The sequence below is a fragment of the Citrobacter sp. R56 genome, assembly GCF_016811995.1.
Taxonomy (GTDB): Bacteria; Pseudomonadota; Gammaproteobacteria; order Enterobacterales; family Enterobacteriaceae; genus Citrobacter_D; species Citrobacter_D enshiensis.
Genome location: NZ_CP069159.1, coordinates 2,086,529 through 2,109,959 on the forward strand (window position 1 = coordinate 2,086,529; position 23,431 = coordinate 2,109,959).

Below are 23,431 nucleotides of genomic sequence, written 5' to 3' on the forward strand. Positions count from 1 at the left end.
TGTTGGTGAATTGTTGTGGTGAATGAAGGTTACATTAGCATAATCCATACATATTAATAACAGTGGAGAATATAGAGGGATAACGCAGATTTGAGGTGAAGTATGCTGCTAAAAGGCGTATCTTCAGCGCGGTTTTTACCATTATTGACGACTAACTTCATACGGCTAACGCTTCGGAGCTAACCGTGATCCAAACGTTATTTGACTTTCCTGTTTACTTTAAATTTTTCATCGGGTTATTTGCGCTGGTTAACCCGATTGGGATTATTCCTGTCTTTATCAGTATGACCAGCTACCAAACGGCGGCGGCGCGCAACAAGACAAACCTGACCGCCAACTTGTCGGTCGCCATTATTTTGTGGACTTCACTCTTTCTGGGTGACGGCATTTTGCAACTCTTCGGGATTTCGATTGACTCGTTCAGGATCGCGGGTGGGATTCTGGTTGTCACGATTGCAATGTCGATGATCAGCGGGAAACTGGGTGAAGATAAGCAGAACACGCAGGAAAAATCAGAAACCGCGATACGTGAAAATATCGGTGTTGTGCCGCTGGCGCTGCCCTTAATGGCAGGGCCGGGTGCTATCAGTTCGACGATAGTCTGGGGTACGCGATATAACAGCATTATGCACCTGGTGGGTTTTTTCATTGCTATCGCTGTTTTTGCGCTGTGTTGCTGGGGCTTATTCCGTATGGCGCCGTGGCTGGTGCGGTTGCTTGGGCAAACCGGCATTAACGTCATTACCCGTATCATGGGCCTGTTGCTGATGGCGTTGGGCATTGAGTTCATCGTGACAGGGCTTAAAGCCATTTTCCCTGGCCTCCTCAGCTAACCCTCCTTTCATATAGACGGAGTCAATATTGGCTCCGTTTTTTTTCGTCATCAGTAAAAGCGCTCACTCACGTTAAAAATTAATGCGAAAAAGGAATCAACACAACGGTCTTTTTAATTTGGTTCCCTGTTGATTTAGCAGGATTTTATTCAATCTTTATGTCTTAACGTCTCGCGTCTCGCTGTTATTTTATTAACATCATACTAAGGGGCTTGATGAAGGATTATTGAAATGTTATTAGTTATTTCAGCGCCACATCAGATGAATGTGCTAAAGAATGACCAATTGTTAAATTTATGTGTATCTTAACATCTGCCCGATGCCTGGGATGGTCGAAGGTGGTGTGTTTACAATAACCTATTGATGAGAGTGATTTTTTATGGAAGTTATTCTCTCAAATGATGTCTTCAGGCTGGCATGTTTTTTCTACAAAAGAGAAATAGTTAACAAATCTGTAAATTATATTGGCGGTTAAGAAACGCATTTGGTACTTTCCGGCCAGATATTTTCAGAAGATCTCACGTTGTTGAGAACTATTGTCAATAAAATGATTTACAGAATAAAAGCGCGTCTCTGACAGGGGAGGCGTAGACGGAATCGACGTAAGGCGATCATTCGAATCGTCAAAATAAATAAAGTCGGTGATAGCAACGTAGTAAACGAACTGACAGCAGCAAAATCTCCGGTGCTGTACAGAAACCCAAACGGGATTAAACAGGCTGGTTAAAAAGCCAGTAATTATAATGAGTGGAGTACAAACACAATGTCTAACATCACAAAAAAAAGTTTAGTAGCTGCGGGGATTTTAACTGCGCTAGTCGCCGGAAACGTTGCAATGGCTGCGGACGTACCGGCCGGCGTTCAACTCTCCGATAAGCAAACTCTGGTGCGTAATAATGGTTCCGAAGTTCAGTCTCTCGACCCGCACAAAATTGAAGGTGTGCCGGAGTCAAACATTAGCCGCGATCTGTTTGAAGGTTTATTGGTAAGCGATGTCGAAGGACATCCGTCAGCAGGTGTTGCGGAAAAATGGGAAAACAAAGATTTTAAAGTCTGGACGTTCCATCTGCGTAAAAATGCAAAATGGTCAGACGGCACGCCGGTTACTGCACATGACTTTGTTTATAGCTGGCAGCGTCTCGCTAACCCGAATACCGCGTCACCTTATGCCAGTTATCTCCAGTATGGCCATATCGCCAATATCGACGACATTATCTCAGGTAAAAAGCCATCAACCGATCTCGGCGTAAAAGCGATTGATGATAATACATTCGAAGTCACCCTGAGCGAGCCGGTTCCCTATTTCTATAAACTGCTGGTTCACCCGTCCGTTTCTCCAGTACCTAAAGCTGCCGTCGAAAAATTCGGTGAGAAGTGGACTCAGCCCGCCAATATTGTCACCAATGGTGCGTACAAACTGAAAAACTGGGTGGTGAACGAGCGTATTGAGCTTGAGCGCAATACCAACTATTGGGATAACGACAAGACCGTCATTAATCAGGTCACTTATCTGCCGATCTCTTCCGAAGTTACTGATGTTAACCGCTATCGCAGCGGCGAAATCGACATGACCTATAACAACATGCCGATTGAATTATTCCAGAAGCTGAAAAAAGAGATCCCGGATGAAGTCCGCGTCGATCCTTATCTGTGTACTTACTACTACGAAATCAATAACCAGAAAGCACCGTTTAATGATGTTCGCGTTCGTACCGCGCTGAAAATGGCGCTGGATCGCGATATCATTGTCAACAAAGTGAAAAATCAGGGCGATCTGCCAGCCTATAGCTACACCCCTCCGTACACCGATGGCGCGAAACTGGTTGAGCCGGAGTGGTTTAAGTGGTCACAAGAAAAACGTAACGAAGAAGCGAAAAAGTTGCTGGCCGAAGCGGGCTTCACCGCAGACAAGCCGTTGACGTTTGACCTGCTTTACAACACCTCCGACCTGCATAAAAAGCTGGCGATCGCAGTGGCTTCCATCTGGAAGAAAAATCTGGGCGCTAACGTGAAGCTGGAAAACCAGGAATGGAAAACGTTCCTCGACACGCGTCATCAGGGCACCTTTGATGTGGCACGTGCCGGCTGGTGTGCGGATTATAATGAACCGACATCCTTCCTGAATACCATGCTGTCAGACAGTTCAAACAACACGGCTCACTATAAGAGCCCTGCGTTCGACAAACTGATTGGCGACACGCTGAAAGTCACTGACGAAGCGCAGCGTACCGAGCTGTACACGAAAGCAGAGCAGCAACTTGATAAAGACTCTGCAATTGTACCGGTATATTATTACGTTAACGCGCGCCTGGTGAAACCTTGGGTAGGCGGTTACACCGGTAAAGACCCGATGGATAATATCTACGTTAAAAACTTGTATATTATCAAGCATTAATGGCAAGACGTGGGGCAAGCGATTTTTGCCCCACAGTGTCTTTTTTTCATCGCACTATAAACACCTCACCTGAGTTCGTTTGACACAGAGGTGTAAAGGCACACGCCAGAAGGTACGGGCAATGTTGAAATTTATTTTACGTCGCTGTCTGGAAGCGATTCCAACACTCTTCATTCTTATCACGATTTCATTCTTTATGATGCGCCTTGCGCCGGGAAGTCCTTTCACCGGTGAACGCGCGCTGCCGCCAGAGGTACTGGCGAATATTGAAGCGAAATATCATCTGAATGACCCCATCAGTACGCAATACTTCAGCTATCTGAAGCAGTTGGCGCACGGTGATTTTGGGCCTTCTTTTAAATACAAAGATTACACGGTCAACGACCTGGTCGCTTCAAGCTTCCCGGTATCCGCAAAACTGGGGGCGGCCGCCTTTCTCCTTGCGGTGATTCTCGGCGTAAGCGCAGGGGTCATTGCAGCACTTAACCAGAACACGCGCTGGGATTACACGGTGATGGGGGTGGCTATGACCGGGGTAGTTATCCCCAGCTTCGTTGTGGCACCCTTATTGGTCATGATATTTGCTATCACGCTCAAATGGCTGCCTGGCGGAGGCTGGAACGGCGGGGCGCTGAAATTTATGATTTTGCCGATGGTGGCGCTGTCACTTGCCTATATCGCCAGTATCGCCCGTATTACTCGCGGCTCGATGATTGAAGTGCTGCACTCCAACTTTATTCGTACCGCCCGGGCGAAAGGGTTGCCGATGCGACGGATTATTTTCCGTCACGCGTTAAAACCCGCGTTGTTGCCTGTTCTGTCTTATATGGGCCCGGCATTTGTCGGCATTATCACGGGCTCGATGGTCATTGAGACAATCTATGGTTTGCCGGGGATCGGCCAGCTATTCGTTAACGGGGCATTGAACCGTGACTATTCGCTGGTGCTGAGTCTCACCATTCTGGTGGGGGCGCTGACCATTGTGTTTAACGCCATCGTCGATGTGCTATACGCCGTCATCGATCCGAAGATTCGTTACTGATACTGGAGCTCGCTATGATGTTAAGTAAGAAAAACAGCGAGACGCTGGAAAATTTCAGTGAAAAGCTGGAGGTCGAGGGCCGCAGTCTTTGGCAGGACGCCCGTCGCCGTTTTATGCACAACCGTGCGGCGGTGGCCAGTCTCGTGGTTCTGGTGATCATCGCGCTGTTTGTCGCGCTGGCGCCGATGCTGTCGCAGTTTACCTATTTCGATACCGACTGGGGCATGATGTCGAGTGCGCCAGATAGGGAATCGGGGCACTATTTCGGAACGGACTCTTCCGGACGCGATCTGCTGGTGCGCGTGGCAATTGGTGGGCGAATTTCGCTGATGGTTGGGATTGCAGCTGCGCTGGTGGCGGTGATCGTGGGGACGCTATACGGCTCGTTATCGGGCTATCTTGGCGGCAAAATTGACTCAGTCATGATGCGCTTGCTTGAGATCCTCAACTCCTTTCCGTTCATGTTCTTCGTTATTTTGCTGGTGACCTTCTTTGGACAAAATATCCTGCTGATTTTTGTGGCGATCGGGATGGTCTCCTGGCTGGATATGGCGCGTATTGTTCGGGGCCAGACATTAAGCCTGAAACGTAAAGAGTTTATTGAAGCGGCTCAGGTTGGCGGTGTTTCCACGGGCAGTATCGTGATTCGTCATATCGTCCCTAACGTGCTGGGTGTGGTGGTGGTGTATGCCTCACTGTTGGTGCCGAGCATGATCCTGTTCGAATCCTTCCTGAGTTTCCTCGGGTTAGGTACCCAGGAGCCGTTGAGCAGTTGGGGAGCCTTGTTGAGCGATGGCGCCAACTCAATGGAAGTTTCACCGTGGCTGCTACTCTTCCCGGCGGGTTTCCTCGTGGTGACGTTATTCTGTTTTAACTTTATTGGCGATGGCCTGCGTGATGCCCTCGACCCGAAAGACCGTTAAGGAGTGCAGCCATGAGTGTAATTGAAACCTCAACCGCGCCGCTCGCGCAGCAACAGGCTAACGCACTGCTGAACGTGACAGATCTTCGCGTGACATTCAGTACGCCAGACGGTGATGTCACCGCGGTTAACGATTTAAACTTTTCGCTTCGCGCAGGGGAAACGTTAGGGATTGTTGGTGAGTCAGGTTCTGGCAAATCACAGACCGCGTTTGCGTTGATGGGGCTGCTGGCGGCAAATGGACACATTGGCGGTTCTGCAAAGTTTAATGGGCGCGAAATACTGAACTTACCCGAGCGCGAGCTTAACAAGCTGCGCGCTGAACAAATTTCAATGATTTTTCAGGATCCTATGACCTCACTGAACCCGTACATGCGGGTCGGGGAGCAGTTAATGGAAGTTCTGATGCTGCATAAAGGGATGGGTAAAGCCGAGGCATTTGAAGAGTCAGTGAAAATGCTGGATGCGGTAAAAATGCCGGAAGCGCGTAAGCGCATGAAAATGTTCCCGCATGAGTTTTCTGGGGGGATGCGCCAGCGCGTTATGATCGCGATGGCGTTGCTTTGCCGTCCTAAATTACTGATTGCCGATGAACCAACCACGGCGCTTGACGTCACCGTGCAGGCGCAGATTATGACGCTGTTGAATGAACTTAAACGTGAATTTAACACTGCCATTATCATGATCACGCATGACCTCGGCGTGGTGGCAGGTATTTGCGACAAAGTTCTGGTGATGTACGCAGGTCGTACGATGGAATATGGAAATGCGCGCGACGTGTTTTATCAACCCGTTCATCCGTATTCTATTGGCTTGCTCAACGCCGTACCGCGTCTGGATGCGGAAGGGGAATCTATGTTGACGATTCCAGGCAACCCGCCGAACCTGCTGCGTTTACCAAAAGGCTGCCCATTCCAGCCTCGCTGCCCTCATGCGATGGAAATATGCAGCAGTGCGCCTCCACTTGAGGAATTTAGCCCTGGCCGTCTGCGCGCCTGCTTCAAAGCGGTGGAGGATCTGGTATGAACGCGGTGACTGAACAACGAAAAGTGCTTCTCGAAATTGCCGATCTGAAAGTGCATTTTGACATCAAAGACGGCAAGCAATGGTTCTGGCAACCCGCTAAAACCCTGAAGGCGGTCGATGGCGTGACGCTGCGACTGTATGAAGGGGAAACGCTGGGCGTTGTGGGCGAATCTGGCTGCGGAAAATCGACCTTCGCCAGGGCGATTATTGGGCTGGTGAAAGCCACTGACGGTAGAGTGGCCTGGTTGGGTAAAGATCTGCTGGGAATGAAACCGGAAGAATGGCGCGCGGTGCGTAGCGATATTCAGATGATTTTCCAGGACCCGCTGGCCTCGCTGAATCCGCGTATGACGATTGGGGAAATTATTGCCGAACCTCTGCGGACTTATCACCCCAAACTGTCGCGTCAGGAAGTCCGCGACCGCGTGAAGGCGATGATGATGAAAGTTGGGCTTCTGCCCAACCTGATCAACCGCTATCCACACGAGTTTTCAGGCGGACAATGTCAGCGTATCGGTATTGCACGCGCGCTGATCCTTGAGCCTAAGCTGATCATTTGTGATGAGCCGGTTTCCGCGCTGGATGTCTCCATTCAGGCTCAGGTGGTTAACCTTCTGCAGCAATTACAGCGCGAAATGGGGCTGTCGCTGATTTTCATCGCGCACGATTTGGCGGTAGTGAAACATATCTCCGACCGCGTTCTGGTGATGTATCTGGGTCATGCTGTGGAACTGGGCACCTATGACGAGGTGTACCACAATCCTCTGCATCCCTATACCAAAGCGTTAATGTCGGCAGTGCCGATCCCGGATCCGGATCTGGAAAAGAACAAAACCATTCAACTGCTGGAAGGGGAGTTGCCGTCGCCAATCAATCCTCCATCAGGCTGTGTATTTCGCACCCGGTGCCCGATTGCCGGGCCTGAATGTGCTAAAACGCGGCCCGTGCTGGAGGGCAGTTTCCGACATGCAGTTTCCTGCCTGAAAGTAGACCCGTTATAATCGCGAGGGCTGACATGATGTCAGCCCTTATCATTTCGAGGTCACTGTGTCGCTCAACATCTCTTCCGTTCGTGGACGTCTTTACCATCTCTTATTCGATCTGAATACACGTTCTGGCCGCCGCTTTGAAGGGATATGCGGTCTGTTCGCGCTGATTAGCGTCTTAATCATCTTTGTTGAATCGGGTCTGGGGACGCAATATCACCTGACCTATAGCGAATGGCATACCTTTGTCTGGCTGGAGTTATTCGTGACGCTGGTATTCACCTGCGAATATCTCCTGCGATTATTGACCTGGCCGAATCCGGCGAAATATGTCTTCAGCTTCTGGGGATTCATTGATTTAGCCACCATCCTGCCCCTGTATGTCATGTGGCTATGGCCGGAGATCAGTCTCAATTATGTTTTTGCCTGGCGGGCGATGCGGGCAATTCGTGTTCTGCGGATCCTGAAACTATTGCGTTTCATGCCCTCGCTGCGGGTGTTCTGGGGGGCGATCATTAGCGCGCGTCATCAGTTGATTCTATTTTATTCGTTTATTGCCATTGTGATGATTATTTTTGGCGCGCTGATGTATTTGATTGAAGGGCCGCAATATGGGTTTACGACGCTGAATGCGTCGGTTTATTGGGCGATTGTGACGGTAACAACGGTAGGCTATGGCGATATTACGCCGCATACCCCATTGGGGCGTATCGTGGCATCGGTGCTGATTTTAATTGGTTACTCTGTTATTGCGATTCCAACCGGTTTAATTACCACGCATATGAGCACGGCGTTTCTGAAACGTAATCAGCAGCGGAAATGCCCGACGTGTCAGCAGGGGCAGCACGAATACAGCGCGCAGTATTGTAACCGCTGCGGGAGTAAGCTCCCGGAGTAGATGAAAAAAAAGCCGCGTTAGCGGCTTTTCACTTACTCACGCCAGAGAATGTGGCAGAGCTTGTGATCTTTCTCGCGACACAGCAGCACGCGGGCAAAGATGTCGTTAATTTCACCGTCTTCGCTGTCTGCCAGACCAATCACCACTTCGGCAAAAAAGTCAGGATTCAGGTCAAAATCAACGTGCTCCTGCCAGTCTTCTGCCGGGTCAAACAGTTCTGCGCCGCCGCGTTCTTCGAACTGCAGGTTGAACAGAATAATGTCTGCCGGGTCGAGGTTATCCGCAGCCAGCTCGAGAAAAATATCGTAAGCCTGCTCAAGGGTTTCATCCTCAGTCAGGCGATTGTTCAGATCCATATCCATAATGACTACCTGTTTATCGTCGCTTGCGCACGTTTTACAGCAACGGGCTGAAGAAGTAAAACAGTCGCTCGGTGATTCGTTGCCACAGCGGGCGTTTTACCCACAACCGCGCATCAAGCAGGCGTGAACGCGAGATGTAATCATCCTGAACGGCCGCGAGATCGCCGCCAAATCCCGCATCGTCAATGACCAGCGTTATCTCAAAGTTGAGCCATAAACTGCGCATATCCAGATTCACGGTGCCGACCAGACTCAGTTCGCCGTCAACCAGTACGCTCTTGGTGTGTAACAGTCCCCCTTCAAACTGGTAAATTTTGACCCCGGCTGCCAGCAGTTCGCTGAAAAAGGCGCGGCTCGCCCAGCCGACCAGCACGGAATCATTTTTACGCGGAAGAATAATACTGACATCCACTCCGCGTTGCGCCGCGGTGCAAATCGCGTGCAGCAGATCGTCGCTGGGGACGAAGTACGGGGTGGTCATAATCAAATATTCGCGTGCAGAGTAGGCGGCGGTCAGCAGTGCCTGGTGGATCAGGTCTTCGGGGAAGCCTGGCCCGGACGCGATAGTATGAATGGTATGCCCGCTGGCCTCTTCAAACGGCATAATATTCTGATCCGGCGGGGGAGGCAGGATGCGTTTACCGGTCTCGATTTCCCAGTCGCAGGAGTAGACGATACCCATTGCCGTCGCGACGGGACCTTCCATCCTTGCCATCAAATCGACCCATTGCCCGACGCCCGCATCCTGTTTGAAAAAACGCGGGTCGACCATATTCATGCTGCCGGTATACGCAATGTAGTTGTCGATCATCACCATTTTGCGATGCTGGCGTAAATCCATACGGCGTAAAAAAACACGCATCAGATTGACTTTGAGCGCTTCGACGACCTCGATGCCTGCATTACGCATCATGGCTGCCCACGGACTGCGAAAGAAGGCGACGCTGCCAGCGGAATCCAGCATCAAACGGCAGTGAATACCGCGGCGGGCAGCGGCCATCAAAGACTCCGCAACCTGATCGGCCATTCCACCTGGCTGCCAGATGTAGAACACCATCTCAATATTATGGCGCGCGAGTTGGATATCGCGGATCAGCGCCTGCATCACATCATCGGAATCGGTCAGTAGCTGAAGTTGGTTTCCTTTAACGCCCGCAATTCCCTGACGACGCTCACAAAGTTTAAACAATGATGAAGCAACGCTACTGTTTTCCTGCGCGAAAATATGTTTGCAGGCCTTGAGATCGTTCAGCCATTTGGCGGTCGACGGCCACATGGCTCTGGCGCGTTCGGCCCGACGTTTCCCCAGGTGCAGTTCACCAAACGAGAGATAAGCAATAATCCCTACCAGCGGCAGAATATAGATAATCAGCAGCCATGCCATCGCGGAAGGCACTGCACGTCGTTTCATCAAAATGCGCAATGTCACGCCGGCAATCAGAAGCCAGTATCCGAGAATGACCAGCCAACTCACCACTGTGTAGAAGGTTGTCATAACATTAAAAATCCTTTTGAAAGCGTATTGTTATGAGTTTACGCATCAGGATTCATCTGGCAAATAAAAACACAGGAAAAGCGCTGGTCTGAGTTTGGTGAGGGCGTATAATGCTCGCCTCCAGCACTGTAAGAGTCGTTAACATGAAACGTAGTAGAACGGAAGTGGGACGCTGGCGTATGTTACGTCAGGCTAGCCGCCGTAAAGCGCGTTGGCTTGAAGGGCAGTCGCGTCGCAATATGCGTATCCACTCAATCAGAAAGTGTGTTCTCAATCATCAACGTAACTCGTTGCTGTTTGCGATCCACAGCATCTGATTAAAATAAGGGCACCGCATTCGGTGCCCAACGACTTCAGTGGCGTCCAGTCGGACTTAAAAGACTTTTTTGAAGGGCTTAACGGAAACCTGCGCGTAGACACCCGCGGCAACATACGGGTCCGCTTCTGCCCACGATTGTGCAGCTTCCAGAGATTCAAATTCAGCAATGACCGTTGAGCCGGTAAAACCTGCTGCACCGGGATCGTTGCTGTCAACGGCAGGCATTGGACCCGCCGTGAGCAGGCGGCCTTCATCGTGCAGAAGTTGCAGACGCGCCAGATGTGCGGGGCGAACCGAAAGGCGCTTTTCGAGAGAGTCGGCGATATCCTGAGCGTAGATGACATACAGCACGGGTAGAGCTCCTTAATAGGTAAAAGTCGTTAATTACGTTATTGGAAAGGACTCTCAACTGCAACGCAAAGATGACGGCTTTGTTAAGGCGTACACTTTGCAGGGCTTTTTTAGGATAATATTGCGTTTTAAATGCACCTCATTGTGATGTCTTATTGAATATGATTGCTATTTGCATTTAAAATCAGGGCCTGGTTTTTTAACTGAAACGATTATGACTTCAATGACCCTTGATCTACCTCGTCGCTTTCCCTGGCCGACATTACTTTCCGTTGGCGTTCATGGTGCTGTAGTGGCGGGACTGCTGTATACCTCGGTACATCAGGTTATTGAACTGCCTGCGCCTGCGCAGCCGATCTCCGTCACCATGGTCGCGCCTGCCGATCTTGAGCCTCCACAGGCTGTTCAGCCGCCGCCGCAACCTGTCGTCGAACCCGAACCTGAGCCGATCCCGGAACCGCCAAAAGAAGCGCCGGTAGTGATTGAGAAACCGAAGCCAAAACCGAAACCCAAGCCTAAGCCTGTGAAGAAGGTTCAGGAGCAGCCGAAGCGTGATGTGAAGCCGGTTGAGTCGCGTCCGTTGACGCCGTCTGAAAACACCGCGCCTGCGCGTCCGACGACCAGTACCGCACCTGCGACCAGCAAACCTGCGGTCAGTGCGCCTGCGGGCCCTCGTGCCCTGAGCCGTAATCAACCGCAGTATCCGCCGCGTGCGCAAGCGTTGCGTATCGAAGGGCGGGTCAAGGTGAAATTCAACGTGACGTCCGACGGACGTGTTGATGATGTTGAAATACTCTCAGCACAACCGGCGAACATGTTTGAGCGGGAAGTGAAAAACGCGATGCGCAAATGGCGCTATGAAGCCGGGAAACCGGGTACCGGGTTGGTGGTGAATATTGTTTTCCGCCTCAATGGTACAACGCAGATTGAATAAGCGTGATGATGATTAAAAAAGCCTCCACATCCGGAGGCTTTTTTTTACTTCTGAACTGGCAGGGCGCGGGGCTTGCCGTCTTTGTCTACCGCAACATAAATAAACAGCGCTTCAGTCGCTTTATAACGCTGCCCAATAGGCTCAGAGGCCACCTTTTTAACCCACACTTCGATGTTGATGCTGACAGAGGTTGTGCCGCGTCTTATACAGCGTGCGTAACAGCACACCACATCTCCCACCGCGACAGGGCGTAAAAACGTCATTCCCTCGACGCGCACGGTCACCACGCGGCCATGGGCAATTTCTTTGGCCTGAATGGCACCGCCAATATCCATTTGCGACATCAGCCAGCCGCCAAAAATATCGCCATTGGCATTCGTATCAGCAGGCATGGCCAGCGTGCGTAAAACAAGTTCGCCCTGGGGGACATTATTCGTTGTTGTCATTGTAGAACCGACTATAGAAAAAAATTACAGGCGCGATGCTACTATGATTTGCAGATTGAGAACAGAGGAGATACGCCGCGCACCGCGGGTGTCCCGGTAGCTCAGAAGGAAAGGGGACCATTTCCACCCTATCTTTATGATTCATGCAATCTGTGCGGTGAAATACGGGGAGTCATGCAGAAAAGAGCAGCGCCAGAGGAAGGGGCTGGCGCTGGAGAGATTACGATTTGTCTTCCTGGGGGAGATGGCGGTAAATATAAACGCCGCTCAACAGGGTGAAAATCAACGTCAATGCGGTCAGGCCAAAGACTTTAAAATTGACCCAAATATTTTGCGGCAGCCAGAACGCGATGTAGATATTCGCAAGGCCGCACAGGATGAAAAAGACCGCCCACGCCAGATTTAACTTCGACCAGACCGGTTGAGGGAGCGTAAGTTCTTTCCCAAGCATGCGCTGAATTAATGGCTTTTTCATAATCCACTGGCTTACCAGCAAGGCGCCCGCAAACAAGCCGTAAATCACCGTCACCTTCCATTTAATAAATTCATCGTTATGGAAGAAAATGGTCAGGCCGCCAAACACTGCAACCAGAATAAAGGTGATCAACGCCATCTTCTCAACCTTGCGATAGCGTACCCAACTGTAAATCAGGACAATTGCGGTGGCGACGATCAGGGCTGAGGTTGCCGCATAGATGTCATAAAGCTTGTAAAAGGCAAAAAAGACAACCAGCGGTAAAAAATCAAGAAACTGCTTCATTCTTCGATTCCGTAATTAACATGCATCGGCCGGAAAGCGCCGACGCACACAGGGTTATTGGCGAATCAACATATACAGGCGGAATAAATAGATGAGCAAAACGGCAGAGATCAAATTGCTCAGCGTATTCGCCACCACCGCGCCCACGTTCGGGGTCAGTACAGCAAAGTTAGGTGCAAAGAGCAGAAGCAACGTTTTTGCCAGCAACCAACTGATCACCGCGGGCGCGACCAATCGCATATTAGACCACGCAAGACGCATGCTGTTGCGCATTGCAGCAAAAACACCCATTTTGTCCTGAACCAGCATGACTGGCGCAAGTGCGAGGAGGATGGCCATGAGAATACCAGGAACCACCACCAGCATAATGCCAATCTGCACCAGCAGCGTCGTCAGGAAAATCAGAATAAACAGCTTAGGCAAAACAGGGGCGCTGGCGCCAATGGCGCGTAATGCACTTACCCGATGACCGGCCGAAATCAATTGAATCATCAGCATGACGCCGCCTGCCAGAATGGCATTGCCAATGAGACCTGAAAACGTCGAGGCTGCAGAAGCACGTAACAAGATTTGCTGCTGTTCCGGCGTCATGTTTTGCACCAGGTCGAACAATCCAACGCTACCCGCCAGATGGTCGCCTTCGCTGAGTTGTGCAATTTGCGCGTCGCTGGGGGAAAAGGCATGACCTAAAACCACCGTGATAAACGCGCACAGCAACGATACCAGTAAGATGGTAACAAATTGATTACGGAAAAAATTCCCCGTGTCACGGTATACGGACTTCGCCGTGATAGACATGCACTCTCCTTGAGTTCTGCAGGTGTTAATTAGCGGGCAATTGTACCCTGGATAACCCGTGAGTGGCAGCATCAAGGCTTGTATGGAAAAGCATATCTTTGTAAAGCGGAGGTAATCCGTACTGGGCGCGAGCGCGGTTACAGGCTTCGTTGACCTCGCCATCTTCTCCTGACATGGCAAATTCCCGGCAGGCGGAGGGGCGGTTTTCATAGATAGTACAGCTGACATTTGCGCCGGGAGAACCGGACAGCGCCCCGCAGCGGGACTGTTTTTGGTTGGTGCCCGCCATACAACGTAGAAAGGGACTCACCGGTTCCGTCAGATGAACCGGGACAGGGCCGCCAGCATCACTGGCTTCCGCCCAATAAAAAGAGACACGAAAAAACGCACAACAGGCACCGCACGTCATGCACGGGTTGAGATCGCTCATGATTTCACCTGCAACAAGATAACGCATCAATTCAATTGTGAGAAAGCTAAATTAGCGCCCTGTTTCGGGAAGGGCAAGAGGGAAGCATCTGAATATTTTCAGTGCGAAAATATATCGAATTTGATCTGTATCAGTTTAACCAGGATTTTGAATGCAAGTTCTAAATTAATCCAGATCAATAAATGTTAAATTACAAGATGTAATGTGATCTGTGTTAGATCACTTTTTACTCCATTGTGGGTATATTCGTCACGCTTTTATAACCATAACGATGGAGCGGACATGAAAAAATTAACAGTGGCGGCGTTGGCAGTAAGTACTCTTCTCTCTGGCGGGGTTTATGCGCATGAAGCGGGCGAGTTCTTCATTCGTGCAGGTTCGGCGACGGTTCGACCGACCGAAGGGGCGGGTGGTACGTTAGGTAGCCTGGGCGGATTTGATGTTAGCAACAATACGCAACTTGGCCTGACATTCACCTATATGGCAACGGACAATATCGGTATCGAACTGCTGGGCGCGACGCCGTTCCGTCATAAGATTGGAACCTCATCAACCGGTGATATCGCCACCGTTCACCATTTGCCGCCGACATTAATGGCTCAGTGGTACTTTGGTGATTCCAGCAGCAAACTGCGTCCGTACGTTGGAGCCGGTATTAACTACACCACCTTCTTTGACACGGGCTTTAACGACAAAGGAAAAGAGACTGGATTGTCTGACCTGAGCCTGAAAGACTCCTGGGGCGCAGCAGGGCAAGTGGGTATGGATTACCTGATCGACCGTGACTGGCTGATCAACATGTCGGTTTGGTACATGGATATCGACACGACCGCGAACTATAAACTTGGCGGCGCTCAGCAGCATGACAGCGTTCGCCTCGATCCGTGGGTGTTTATGTTCTCTGCGGGCTATCGCTTCTAAAATCCTCATCGCTATCGAAAAAGCTGGTTGCATTGCTACCGGCTTTTTTTTCGTCCCTTGCAACGGCTATTTTTATTTTTCCCCTCGCTTAACTCTCTGAAATGCTAACATTAGTAAAATTATCGCCGTCTCTGGCAAGCAGATTTCAGGGATGCTATGCAACAACATAAACGGGCGACCGGTTTTGCAGTACTGTTAATGATCTGGGTGGACGCGTGAAGATTGTGCAGGACGGGCTGAGAAACCGGCAGGCATTGTTCATATCAGGGCTTATCACCTTGCTTTTTACCTCACTGTTCATTTTTGTGATTTATGAACAGCGACTGGCGGCGGCCAGTGATGGCATGAATCGTCTGCAGACGCGGATGGTAGACATTTTTAATGACAACGAACTGATCGCAGATGCGACGGGTGAACGTTATCACCAGATTAAAAATGCCGGCATGTGTGGCGATACTTCGCTCTTTATTCCCAGAGATAAAGACGCCTGGGGAATCAATGCCGACAGAAAACGGATCCATTCGGCGACAGGCGCGATGGTGGCAAAACACACCGGTACTGACGCGCTATGTATGTTTACCGCAGCAGAATTTATCCGCGACAGGGTCAATGCCCTCAATCCCGGAAATTATGACGCGCACCGGTATATCATCGCCAAAGATGCCGATTACTTTTATTGGTTTACGCCCGCAGATTCCCGGATGTTTCATTTTTCTGACTCGGAAATGGCGAGAGATATTCGCAGCTTTTTTTACCCGCCCGTTGATTTTTATACCCGACTGTTGGAAAAAAACGTCAAAACCAAGGCGCTGAGTTCCACCAATTTCTATACCGATAAAATCACCGGCGAAAAAGCCTTTAGCGTGGTGAGTTATATTTACGACCTTTCCGGAAAAGAGATCTCCGACCATATTGTGGCCTATCTTGTCTACGACCACGCCAGGCCAGAGTTGCAGGAAGCCCTGGCTAAAGCTTTTGATAACCAGATACCCCATGGACTAAATGTGGCGCTGGTGAATGTCACCAACAAAGAGTCGTTGTGCCTAACCGGGAACTGCTCGTCGATGGGGAAAAGCATCGTCAAAATAGTGTCTGAAAAGTATGTGTTCAAATACACCATTTCACTCGGGCGTTTTGTCACGCATGACATCCAGGCAGGTATTGCGATTCTGTTGGCGCCGTTCTTTTTTATTATGATCAGTCTGGGGCTGAAGGCATGGCTCAACGAAAGTGACCTCAAGATTTATATCGACTCTTTGACCGGGTGCTTTAACCGCAAGATCCTCGATATTATTAAACGCCGCGATCTCTCGCGTTGCGCGGTGATCCTGCTGGATTGCAATAAATTCAAAGCGATCAACGATACCTGGGGACATGTGGCAGGCGACAGGGCGCTCCAGGTTATCGCGAACCGTATGCTTTCCAATACCCGAACCAGCAATGACATGGTGATACGTACGGGCGGCGATGAGTTTGTGATCCTGCTTTACCGGGCAAACGCCAGTGATGCTGTTGCGGTTGCAGAACGCATTGCCAGCCAGGTGCAGGGATATACGTTTTGGGTTGGCGGTAATCAGGTGCCGTTGTCGGTGTCATGGGGAATTGCGGAAGTGAACGGCGCCCTGGATGCGGCGATCCAGGTTGCGGATAATGAAATGTACAAAATGAAACAGGCGAAAGGGTAAACCGCCAGATGTGTTCTGGCGGTTGCCGGACATTACGCGCGCGTTGCCGCTTTCATGGCCGTGACGAACGTTTTTAGCTCGGCCAGCATCTGTTCAGGTTTATCGACGTTTTTCTCAATGATTTTCACAATTGCCGAGCCGGAAATCGCCCCCGCTGCTCCGGCCTCAATTGCCCCGGTGACCTGTTCCGGAGAAGAGATACCGAAACCCTGCAACGGTGGGGCTGCGTTGTACTCTTTCAGTTTTTCGACCAGATGGTGCAACGGTAGCGCGGCACGATTTTCCGCACCCGTCACCCCCGCCCGGGAGAGCAAATAGGTGTAGCCGCGGCCCCGGGAGGCAATCTGGCGCAGAAGCTCATCATCGGCATTCGGCGGGCAGATGAAAATCGGCGCGACATTGTGGCGCAGTGCCGCCTGATGGAAAGGCGCAGACTCTTCCACCGGTACGTCAGCAATCAGCACGGAGTCGACGCCGACCTTTTCGCACTGGGCGTAAAATTCGTCGATCCCTTTGCTAAAGACCAGGTTGGCGTACATCAGCAGGCCCACAGGAATGTCAGGGTGCTTCTGGCGAATTAACGCCAGCATTTCAAAACATTGCGTTGGGGTAACGCCCGAGGCAAACGCGCGCAGCGTGGCCTCCTGAATCGTCGGGCCGTCAGCCAGCGGGTCGGAGAACGGTATCCCGAGTTCAAGGGCATCGGCACCGGCCGCGATCAGCGTATCAATAATCTTCAGCGATTGCTCAACCGAAGGGTCGCCCAGCGTGACAAAGGGAACAAATGCGCCTTCTTTACGATCCTTCAACTGTGCAAATAAATTGTCGTAGCGTTCCATCAGATTTCCCCTCGCGCTTTCAGAATGTCGTGTACGGTGAAAATGTCTTTGTCGCCGCGACCGGAAAGGTTAACCACCAGCAGTTGCTCTTTTTCCGGGTTGTCGCGCATCATTTTTAACGCATGCGCCAGGGCGTGGGAGGACTCCAGCGCCGGGATAATACCTTCATGCAGGCACAGGGTTTTGAACGCTTCGAGCGCCTCGTCATCGGTGATCGACACGTAATCGGCACGACCGATACTGTTCAGGTACGCGTGTTGCGGTCCGACAGACGGGAAATCCAGCCCGGCAGAAATCGAGTAAGACTCTTCAATCTGGCCTTCTTCCGTCTGCATCATCGGCGCTTTCATGCCGAAGTAGATCCCTACGCGACCGTGTTTGAGCGGCGCGCCATGCTCACCGGTTTCGATCCCGTGACCGCCAGGTTCTACGCCAATCAGTCCGACGCTGGTTTCGTCAATAAAATCAGCAAACATACCGATCGCATTTGAACCGCCGCCGACACAGGCGATAACCGCATCTGGCAAACGACCTTCTTTTTCCAGGATCTGGGCTTTGGTTTCTTCCCCAATCATGCGCTGAAACTCACGCACAATGGTCGGGAACGGATGCGGGCCAGCGGCAGTACCGAGCATATAGTGCGCGGTGTCATAGCTACCAGACCAGTCGCGCAGCGCCTCGTTACAGGCATCTTTCAGGGTTGCGGAACCGCTGTGAACCGGGATCACTTCAGCCCCCATCAAACGCATACGGAACACGTTAGGTGACTGGCGTTCAACATCTTTCGCACCCATATAAATGCGGCATTTCAGACCCAGCAGCGCACTGGCAAGCGCGGAGGCTACGCCGTGTTGACCTGCCCCGGTTTCGGCAATGATTTCAGTTTTGCCCATCCGCTTGGCCAGCAGCGCCTGACCCAGCACCTGGTTGGTTTTGTGCGCGCCGCCGTGCAGCAGATCTTCACGCTTCAGATAAAGGGTGGTTTTGGTACCCGCCGTGATGTTCTGGCATTTGGTTAACGCGGTCGGGCGACCGGCGTAGTTTTTGAGCAGATCGGTAAACTGCGCCTGAAACTCTGGATCTTTCTGCGCGCTGACGAACGCTTCTTCCAGTTGACGCAGGGCTGGCATCAGGATCTGTGGCACATACATGCCGCCAAATTCACCAAAGTACGGATTCAGTAATGTTGTCATGTGTTTCTTCCTTAATAAGCGCGCAGTGTCTGAAAGACCGAGGCCAGAAGACGCGCATCTTTGATGCCCGGCTGCGACTCTACACCAGAATTAAAATCGAGGCCGGCACAGCCGGTTTTAGCCGCGTCTACGCAGTTGTCTGCGCTTAATCCGCCAGCCAGAAAAACATTGTCGAGCGTCTGACCCTGCAATAAGGACCAGTCAAAACGTTGCCCTGTACCGCCCTGGCCGTTATCCAGAAGGTACTTATCGACCTGTTGATAATCGCGGGCAGGGAGCGTGTCGCTGACGCTCAACGCTTTCCAGATTTGCACCTGTTCAGGCAGTGCAGCGCGCAGCGCATTCACATAAGCCTGATCTTCGTGACCGTGCAGTTGCACTGCGGTGAGCGACAGGGTGGAGGCTTTCTCGCAAACCTCCGCAATGTCCGCATCACGAAAGACGCCAACATATCGTAGCGGCGCTGCTGCCATTACGTCCCGTGCCTGCTCAGTGCTCACGGCACGAGGAGAGGTAGCCGCAAAAATCAAACCGCCATAAATAGCGCCAGCGTCATACGCAGCCTTTGCATCCTGGGGACGCGTCAGGCCGCACACTTTATTCTCACCCAGCAACACCCGGCGCACGGCGGCGTGGAGATTGTCTTCGGACATCAGCGCAGAGCCGATAAGGAAACCGTTGGCGAAGTGGCTCAGTTCGCGCACCTGACCGTAGGTGTTGATCCCGGATTCGCTGATCACGGTCACGCCATGACCCAAACGCGGCGCAAGCTGTCGGGTGCGATTCAAATCAATCGACAGGTCGCGCAGGTCGCGGTTATTGATACCGACCACTTTTGCGCCCAGCGCAATGGCGCGCTCCAGCTCTTCTTCATTACTGACCTCGGTCAACACGCCCATTTTTAAGCTGTGCGCCACGGTGACAAGCTGGCGATACTGCTCGTCATCCAGCACCGAAAGCATTAGCAGGCAGGCATCCGCCTGATAATGGCGCGCCAGGTAGATTTGGTAAGGATCAATAATGAAATCCTTACACAGAATCGGCTGCGGCGCGATGGCGCTGACCACCGGCAGAAAGTCAAAACTGCCCTGAAAATATTTCTCGTCGGTCAGTACGGAAATCGCCGACGCATAGTGCTTGTAGACGCCCGCAATCTGCGCAGGGTCGAAATTCTCCCGGATCACGCCTTTCGAGGGGGAGGCCTTTTTACACTCCAGGATAAACGCGGTACGCGCGCCCTGCAGGGCATCATAAAAATGTCGTGAACTCGGCTGGATGTCGTTCTGAAAACTGGCCAGCGGTTGCTGCTGCTTACGGGCTTCTACCCAAATCGCCTTATCTGCGACGATTTTCGCTAAAACGGTTTGCATTAATTACCCTCTTGCCGCCAGTGCGGTGACCCGGTCATACGCTGCGCCGCTGCGCAGAACGGTGATCACGGTTTGCACATTGGCTTTCAAATCTTCCTCGCCATGCAGGCGCATTAACATAGCGACATTCGCAGCGACAGCAGCCTCGTGGGCGGCTTCACCTTTACCTTGTAGTAAGCGTGTCAGAATGTCACGGTTTTCTTCTGGCGTACCGCCTGCCAGCTGTTCCTGATGATAAGGGGTGAGGCCAAAGTCATCCGCCGTCAACGTATAGCTTTTGATTTCACCCTCGTTTAACTCGGCAACGATAGTCGGCGCATGCAAGGAAACTTCATCCATTCCGCCGCTGTGGACAACTGCGGCGCGTTGGTATCCCAGGACGCGCAATGTCTCGGCAATCGGCAGCACCAGTTCAGCGCTGTAGACGCCAATCAGGGCCAGCGGCGGGTGCGCCGGGTTAATCAACGGTCCCAGCACGTTGAACAGCGTGCGCGTTTTTAACTGCTGGCGCACCGGCATCGCATGGCGAAAACCGGTATGGTACTTCGGTGCAAACAGGAAGCAGACACCGAGGTCGTCCAGCGCCTGGCGCGACTTGTCGGCATTCATATCCAGATTAATACCGAAAGCCGCCAGCAAATCGGAAGAGCCGGATTTACTGGAAACACTGCGGTTGCCGTGTTTCGCCACCTTCATGCCGCACGCCGCCGCAACGAAGGCGCTGGCGGTGGAAATATTGATGCTGTTGCTGCCGTCACCGCCAGTACCGACGATATCGGCGAAGAGATAGTCAGGGCGTGGAAACGGTGCCGCGTTTTCCAGCAATGCGGTTGCCGCCCCGGCAATTTCGTTAGGATGCTCGCCACGAATTTTCATGCTGACCAGCGCCGCCGCCAGTTGCTCCGGCTTCAGTTCGCCGCGCACCACGGCAGAGAACAACTGATGGCTCTCTTGCTGAGAAAGCGTTTGTGCCTGGTATAGTTTTTCCAGAATGGGCTGCAGCGTGTTGGTCTGCTCCAGCTTCTGTTGCGCCCACGCCAGCGTTTGTTCCAGTAAGCGGGCGCCCTGCGTGGTCAGAATGGATTCCGGATGAAACTGGAAGCCGCAGACGCGATCCGCATCGTGACGTACTGCCATCACCATCCCGTTAAAATGGGCGTTGATGGTCAGTCCGGCAGGCACATTGCTGCCCACCAGAGAGTGATAACGCGCGACGGGCAGCGGATTTGCCAGACCGGCAAACATCGCCTGGCCGTCATGCTCAATGCTTGACGCTTTGCCATGCAGAATTTCGCCCGCCTGACCGACGTAGCCACCGTAGGCTTCAACAATCGCCTGATGACCGAGGCAGATACCGATAATCGGCAGCTTTCCGCGCAGACGGGTCAACAGCTCCGGCATGCAACCGGCTTCGCTTGGCGCGCCTGGGCCCGGAGAGAGCATCAGCACCGGGTTTTTCATCGTCGCAAGACGGTCGATCAGCGTCTGGGCAGGGATGTGGTTACGGTAAATCACCACATGATGACCGTTGGTCCGTAGCTGATCTGCCAGGTTGTACGTAAAAGAGTCGATGTTATCGAGCAGCAGAATGTCAGCCATTAGAAAGTCTCCTGTGCATGATGCGCGGTGGCGATAGCGCGCAACACGGCGCGCGCTTTGTTACGGGTTTCATCGGCTTCAGACTGCGGAACAGAATCGAGAACAACCCCGGCGCCAGCTTGCACGGTGGCAATGCCGTCTTCGACAAGGGCGGAGCGAATCACAATGCAGGTATCCAGATCGCCGTGGGCGGTGAAATAGCCGACGGCGCCGCCATAGCTGCCGCGACGACGCCCTTCGGCATTCGCGATGAGCTGCATGGCGCGGACTTTTGGCGCACCGCTAAGGGTGCCCATATTCATGCAGGCGCGGTAGGCGTGCAGAACATCCAGATCGCTGCGCAGTTCTCCTACCACGCGGGAAACCAGGTGCATCACAAAGGAGTAACGGTCAACTTTCGTCAGGTCGGCGACGTAGCGACTACCTGGCGTACAGATCCGCGCCAAATCATTGCGGGCAAGATCAACCAGCATCAGATGTTCGGACATCTCTTTGTGATCGGTACGCATCTCCAGTTCAATACGGCTGTCCAGATCCCGATCCAGAGAACCATCCGCGCGACGACCGCGTGGGCGCGTTCCGGCGATGGGGTAGATCTCAATTTGACGGCTGGTGGCATCGTATTTCAGCGAGCTTTCTGGCGATGCGCCAAACAGCGTGAATTCGTTGTCCTGCATAAAGAACATATACGGGCTGGGGTTGCTCTTTTTCAGCACATCATAGGCCGCGAGCGGCGACGGGCAGGGAAGTGAGAACCGGCGGGACGGGACCACCTGAAAAATCTCACCCGCGCGAATAGCTTTTTGCATGCTGCGTACAACGGCGCCGAACTCTTCATCATTCTGATTGCATTCGCAACGCATATGCGGAACGGCGGTGACAGGCAACGGCGGCGCGGTCTCGGTCAGTTGCTGGGTTAATTGTGCAAGACGCTGCGCCAGACGCTGGCGTTCAGCCGCATCAGCGGTAAAGATGCTGGCCTGAATGCGGGTGCTTTTCTTTTGATGGTCAATCACCATCAGCGTTTCTGCCAGATAGAAGCAGTAGTCCGGGCAACGATTACCGGCTTCAAGCTGCGGTAAGTCTTCAAAACCGGCCACCAGGTCATAGGCAAACAGACCGCCGAAGAACATCGCTTCCCGCTCCTGTGAGGGCACATTCACCAGATTTTGCAGCAGACGGAACGCATCAAACACGGAGAGTGAACACAGGCGGGCGTCTTCATCCAGCAGCGGGCTAACCGGCGGAAAATGGAGAATGCGGCTCGATGCAAGTTGCTCGTTGTCGATCCCGGCAGGCAGTGCGGCATCCAGCAGTGGCAGTAAGGAAGCGCCGTTATCTGATAACGCCTGAATGGTGACAGTGTCACCTAATGCGGTAATGCGCAACGCGCTATCGACCAGCAGCAGACTTTTGAGGTCATCTTTACTGTCGATGTCGGCGGATTCCAGTAACAGTGTGGCAGGGCGATCGCCGCAGACTTGATGGAACAGTACCGTCGGATTTTCGCGGTAAGCGGCATCACAGGAGAGCAGTTCGAGTGTCGGTTTTTGTATTTGCATCGTTATTCTCATTCATTCTGTTCAAAAAAAAGCCCGCTCATATTGGCGGGCCGGGTATCTGGTTGCATATAGCTGCGAAGACACTGCCCGAAATCAGGAAGTGCGCCACCAACTTTGCAGTACGAATTGAGCTTTCATTTCAGATACCTTCTTCATGTGAACTTTCGTACTAGTTAACTAGTTCAATGGATTTTTGTCAACACCTGATTTCAGTATATTTGCCGGAAACGCTATGATGTCTGTGAAAGAGCCATTATTAAGACGG

The 23,431-nt window shown here is 52.0% G+C and carries 23 protein-coding genes and 1 other annotated feature; of the genes, 11 read left to right on the forward strand and 12 right to left on the reverse strand.

The genetic code is table 11. The features are described 5' to 3' along the window. Window positions 1-185: 185 nt before the first annotated feature. The 7 genes from JM656_RS09995 to JM656_RS10025 all read left to right on the forward strand — a co-directional run bounded on the left by JM656_RS09995 (window position 186) and on the right by JM656_RS10025 (window position 8,102). On the forward strand, window positions 186-833 hold the full coding sequence (locus tag JM656_RS09995) for a YchE family NAAT transporter (RefSeq protein ID WP_203361005.1): 648 nt from the start codon (window positions 186-188) through the stop codon (window positions 831-833). A 763-nt stretch (window positions 834-1,596) separates the two neighbouring features. After that, the gene (gene oppA / locus JM656_RS10000) at window positions 1,597-3,228 is read left to right on the forward strand and encodes an oligopeptide ABC transporter substrate-binding protein OppA (RefSeq protein ID WP_203361006.1); all 1,632 of its coding nucleotides are present in this window, start codon (window positions 1,597-1,599) and stop codon (window positions 3,226-3,228) included. Between the two features lie 121 nt (window positions 3,229-3,349). After that, a complete protein-coding gene (gene oppB / locus JM656_RS10005; RefSeq protein WP_203361007.1) occupies window positions 3,350-4,270 on the forward strand; it encodes an oligopeptide ABC transporter permease OppB in 921 nt (306 codons plus the stop codon). 14 nt (window positions 4,271-4,284) lie between these two features. Continuing rightward, on the forward strand, window positions 4,285-5,193 hold the full coding sequence (gene oppC / locus JM656_RS10010; RefSeq protein WP_203361008.1) for an oligopeptide ABC transporter permease OppC: 909 nt from the start codon (window positions 4,285-4,287) through the stop codon (window positions 5,191-5,193). Window positions 5,194-5,204: 11 nt separating this feature from the next. Then, window positions 5,205-6,218 carry a murein tripeptide/oligopeptide ABC transporter ATP-binding protein OppD gene (gene oppD / locus JM656_RS10015; protein WP_192612412.1) on the forward strand — a complete coding sequence of 338 codons (1,014 nt, stop codon included), beginning with the start codon at window positions 5,205-5,207 and terminating at the stop codon, window positions 6,216-6,218. Continuing rightward, entirely contained in the window at window positions 6,215-7,219 is a 1,005-nt protein-coding gene (gene oppF, locus JM656_RS10020) for a murein tripeptide/oligopeptide ABC transporter ATP-binding protein OppF (protein WP_203361009.1), read from the forward strand. Before oppD ends, oppF begins: the two co-directional genes overlap by 4 nt. Window positions 7,220-7,265: 46 nt before the next feature. Beyond that, entirely contained in the window at window positions 7,266-8,102 is an 837-nt protein-coding gene (locus tag JM656_RS10025; RefSeq protein ID WP_203361010.1) for an ion transporter, read from the forward strand. Between the two features lie 32 nt (window positions 8,103-8,134). Here JM656_RS10025 and JM656_RS10030 read toward each other — a convergent pair whose 3' ends face one another. After that, on the reverse strand, window positions 8,135-8,464 hold the full coding sequence (locus JM656_RS10030) for an HI1450 family dsDNA-mimic protein (RefSeq protein ID WP_162383145.1): 330 nt from the start codon (window positions 8,462-8,464) through the stop codon (window positions 8,135-8,137). Between the two features lie 34 nt (window positions 8,465-8,498). Further along, window positions 8,499-9,959: a cardiolipin synthase gene (gene cls / locus JM656_RS10035; RefSeq protein WP_203361011.1), complete on the reverse strand. Its 1,461-nt coding sequence runs from the start codon at window positions 9,957-9,959 to the stop codon at window positions 8,499-8,501. Between the two features lie 143 nt (window positions 9,960-10,102). Between cls and JM656_RS10040 the strand changes: the two genes are divergently transcribed. Continuing rightward, window positions 10,103-10,276 carry a YciY family protein gene (locus JM656_RS10040; protein WP_192612408.1) on the forward strand — a complete coding sequence of 58 codons (174 nt, stop codon included), beginning with the start codon at window positions 10,103-10,105 and terminating at the stop codon, window positions 10,274-10,276. A 56-nt stretch (window positions 10,277-10,332) separates the two neighbouring features. Here JM656_RS10040 and JM656_RS10045 read toward each other — a convergent pair whose 3' ends face one another. Further along, the gene (locus tag JM656_RS10045; protein ID WP_192612407.1) at window positions 10,333-10,629 is read right to left on the reverse strand and encodes a YciI family protein; all 297 of its coding nucleotides are present in this window, start codon (window positions 10,627-10,629) and stop codon (window positions 10,333-10,335) included. A gap of 214 nt (window positions 10,630-10,843) precedes the next feature. Between JM656_RS10045 and tonB the strand changes: the two genes are divergently transcribed. Continuing rightward, window positions 10,844-11,563, forward strand: a complete 720-nt coding sequence (tonB, locus tag JM656_RS10050) for a TonB system transport protein TonB (protein WP_203361012.1) — start codon at window positions 10,844-10,846, stop codon at window positions 11,561-11,563. Between the two features lie 44 nt (window positions 11,564-11,607). Here tonB and yciA read toward each other — a convergent pair whose 3' ends face one another. The 4 genes from yciA to JM656_RS10070 form a co-directional block, all read right to left on the reverse strand. After that, window positions 11,608-12,009 carry an acyl-CoA thioester hydrolase YciA gene (yciA, locus tag JM656_RS10055; RefSeq protein WP_203361013.1) on the reverse strand — a complete coding sequence of 134 codons (402 nt, stop codon included), beginning with the start codon at window positions 12,007-12,009 and terminating at the stop codon, window positions 11,608-11,610. A 220-nt stretch (window positions 12,010-12,229) separates the two neighbouring features. Further along, window positions 12,230-12,769: a septation protein A gene (locus JM656_RS10060; protein ID WP_192612404.1), complete on the reverse strand. Its 540-nt coding sequence runs from the start codon at window positions 12,767-12,769 to the stop codon at window positions 12,230-12,232. 54 nt (window positions 12,770-12,823) lie between these two features. Then, window positions 12,824-13,567, reverse strand: a complete 744-nt coding sequence (locus JM656_RS10065; protein WP_203361014.1) for a YciC family protein — start codon at window positions 13,565-13,567, stop codon at window positions 12,824-12,826. 25 nt (window positions 13,568-13,592) lie between these two features. Next, window positions 13,593-13,997, reverse strand: coding sequence for a YkgJ family cysteine cluster protein (locus JM656_RS10070; protein WP_203361015.1), 405 nt, complete (start codon window positions 13,995-13,997; stop codon window positions 13,593-13,595). Between the two features lie 282 nt (window positions 13,998-14,279). On the opposite strand from JM656_RS10070, the gene ompW reads away from it, so the two are divergent. Beyond that, window positions 14,280-14,918 carry an outer membrane protein OmpW gene (gene ompW / locus JM656_RS10075; protein ID WP_192612401.1) on the forward strand — a complete coding sequence of 213 codons (639 nt, stop codon included), beginning with the start codon at window positions 14,280-14,282 and terminating at the stop codon, window positions 14,916-14,918. Window positions 14,919-15,133: 215 nt separating this feature from the next. Then, window positions 15,134-16,603, forward strand: coding sequence for a GGDEF domain-containing protein (locus tag JM656_RS10080; RefSeq protein WP_203361016.1), 1,470 nt, complete (start codon window positions 15,134-15,136; stop codon window positions 16,601-16,603). Between the two features lie 32 nt (window positions 16,604-16,635). Here JM656_RS10080 and trpA read toward each other — a convergent pair whose 3' ends face one another. The 5 genes from trpA to JM656_RS10105 are packed head-to-tail and all read right to left on the reverse strand — an operon-like array spanning window position 16,636 to window position 23,166. Next, window positions 16,636-17,442 (reverse strand): tryptophan synthase subunit alpha, encoded by an 807-nt coding sequence (gene trpA / locus JM656_RS10085; RefSeq protein ID WP_203361017.1) that lies wholly within the window; start codon window positions 17,440-17,442, stop codon window positions 16,636-16,638. Beyond that, window positions 17,442-18,635: a tryptophan synthase subunit beta gene (trpB, locus tag JM656_RS10090; RefSeq protein ID WP_192612398.1), complete on the reverse strand. Its 1,194-nt coding sequence runs from the start codon at window positions 18,633-18,635 to the stop codon at window positions 17,442-17,444. The genes trpA and trpB overlap by 1 nt, the downstream gene beginning before the upstream one ends. Before the next feature lie 11 nt (window positions 18,636-18,646). Then, the gene (gene trpCF / locus JM656_RS10095; protein WP_203361018.1) at window positions 18,647-20,005 is read right to left on the reverse strand and encodes a bifunctional indole-3-glycerol-phosphate synthase TrpC/phosphoribosylanthranilate isomerase TrpF; all 1,359 of its coding nucleotides are present in this window, start codon (window positions 20,003-20,005) and stop codon (window positions 18,647-18,649) included. 3 nt (window positions 20,006-20,008) lie between these two features. Next, a complete protein-coding gene (gene trpD, locus JM656_RS10100) occupies window positions 20,009-21,604 on the reverse strand; it encodes a bifunctional anthranilate synthase glutamate amidotransferase component TrpG/anthranilate phosphoribosyltransferase TrpD (RefSeq protein ID WP_203361019.1) in 1,596 nt (531 codons plus the stop codon). Then, window positions 21,604-23,166: an anthranilate synthase component 1 gene (locus JM656_RS10105; protein ID WP_203361020.1), complete on the reverse strand. Its 1,563-nt coding sequence runs from the start codon at window positions 23,164-23,166 to the stop codon at window positions 21,604-21,606. Before JM656_RS10105 ends, trpD begins: the two co-directional genes overlap by 1 nt. 23 nt (window positions 23,167-23,189) lie before the next feature. Beyond that, window positions 23,190-23,283, reverse strand: a sequence feature (Trp leader region). Window positions 23,284-23,431 lie beyond the last annotated feature (148 nt).

Bases quoted from the DNA above. Each gene is read 5' to 3' on its own strand.
- cls (WP_203361011.1), bottom strand. From the start codon at position 9,959: ATGACAACCTTCTACACAGTGGTGAGTTGGCTGGTCATTCTCGGATAC.
- JM656_RS10105 (WP_203361020.1), bottom strand. From the start codon at position 23,166: ATGCAAATACAAAAACCGACACTCGAACTGCTCTCCTGTGATGCCGCT.
- ompW (WP_192612401.1), top strand. From the start codon at position 14,280: ATGAAAAAATTAACAGTGGCGGCGTTGGCAGTAAGTACTCTTCTCTCT.
- trpD (WP_203361019.1), bottom strand. From the start codon at position 21,604: ATGGCTGACATTCTGCTGCTCGATAACATCGACTCTTTTACGTACAAC.
- JM656_RS10070 (WP_203361015.1), bottom strand. From the start codon at position 13,997: ATGAGCGATCTCAACCCGTGCATGACGTGCGGTGCCTGTTGTGCGTTT.
- trpB (WP_192612398.1), bottom strand. From the start codon at position 18,635: ATGACAACATTACTGAATCCGTACTTTGGTGAATTTGGCGGCATGTAT.
- JM656_RS10040 (WP_192612408.1), top strand. From the start codon at position 10,103: ATGAAACGTAGTAGAACGGAAGTGGGACGCTGGCGTATGTTACGTCAG.
- trpCF (WP_203361018.1), bottom strand. From the start codon at position 20,005: ATGCAAACCGTTTTAGCGAAAATCGTCGCAGATAAGGCGATTTGGGTA.
- oppD (WP_192612412.1), top strand. From the start codon at position 5,205: ATGAGTGTAATTGAAACCTCAACCGCGCCGCTCGCGCAGCAACAGGCT.
- yciA (WP_203361013.1), bottom strand. From the start codon at position 12,009: ATGACAACAACGAATAATGTCCCCCAGGGCGAACTTGTTTTACGCACG.
- JM656_RS10030 (WP_162383145.1), bottom strand. From the start codon at position 8,464: ATGGATATGGATCTGAACAATCGCCTGACTGAGGATGAAACCCTTGAG.
- oppA (WP_203361006.1), top strand. From the start codon at position 1,597: ATGTCTAACATCACAAAAAAAAGTTTAGTAGCTGCGGGGATTTTAACT.
- JM656_RS10060 (WP_192612404.1), bottom strand. From the start codon at position 12,769: ATGAAGCAGTTTCTTGATTTTTTACCGCTGGTTGTCTTTTTTGCCTTT.
- oppF (WP_203361009.1), top strand. From the start codon at position 6,215: ATGAACGCGGTGACTGAACAACGAAAAGTGCTTCTCGAAATTGCCGAT.
- JM656_RS10065 (WP_203361014.1), bottom strand. From the start codon at position 13,567: ATGTCTATCACGGCGAAGTCCGTATACCGTGACACGGGGAATTTTTTC.
- oppC (WP_203361008.1), top strand. From the start codon at position 4,285: ATGATGTTAAGTAAGAAAAACAGCGAGACGCTGGAAAATTTCAGTGAA.
- trpA (WP_203361017.1), bottom strand. From the start codon at position 17,442: ATGGAACGCTACGACAATTTATTTGCACAGTTGAAGGATCGTAAAGAA.
- tonB (WP_203361012.1), top strand. From the start codon at position 10,844: ATGACTTCAATGACCCTTGATCTACCTCGTCGCTTTCCCTGGCCGACA.
- oppB (WP_203361007.1), top strand. From the start codon at position 3,350: ATGTTGAAATTTATTTTACGTCGCTGTCTGGAAGCGATTCCAACACTC.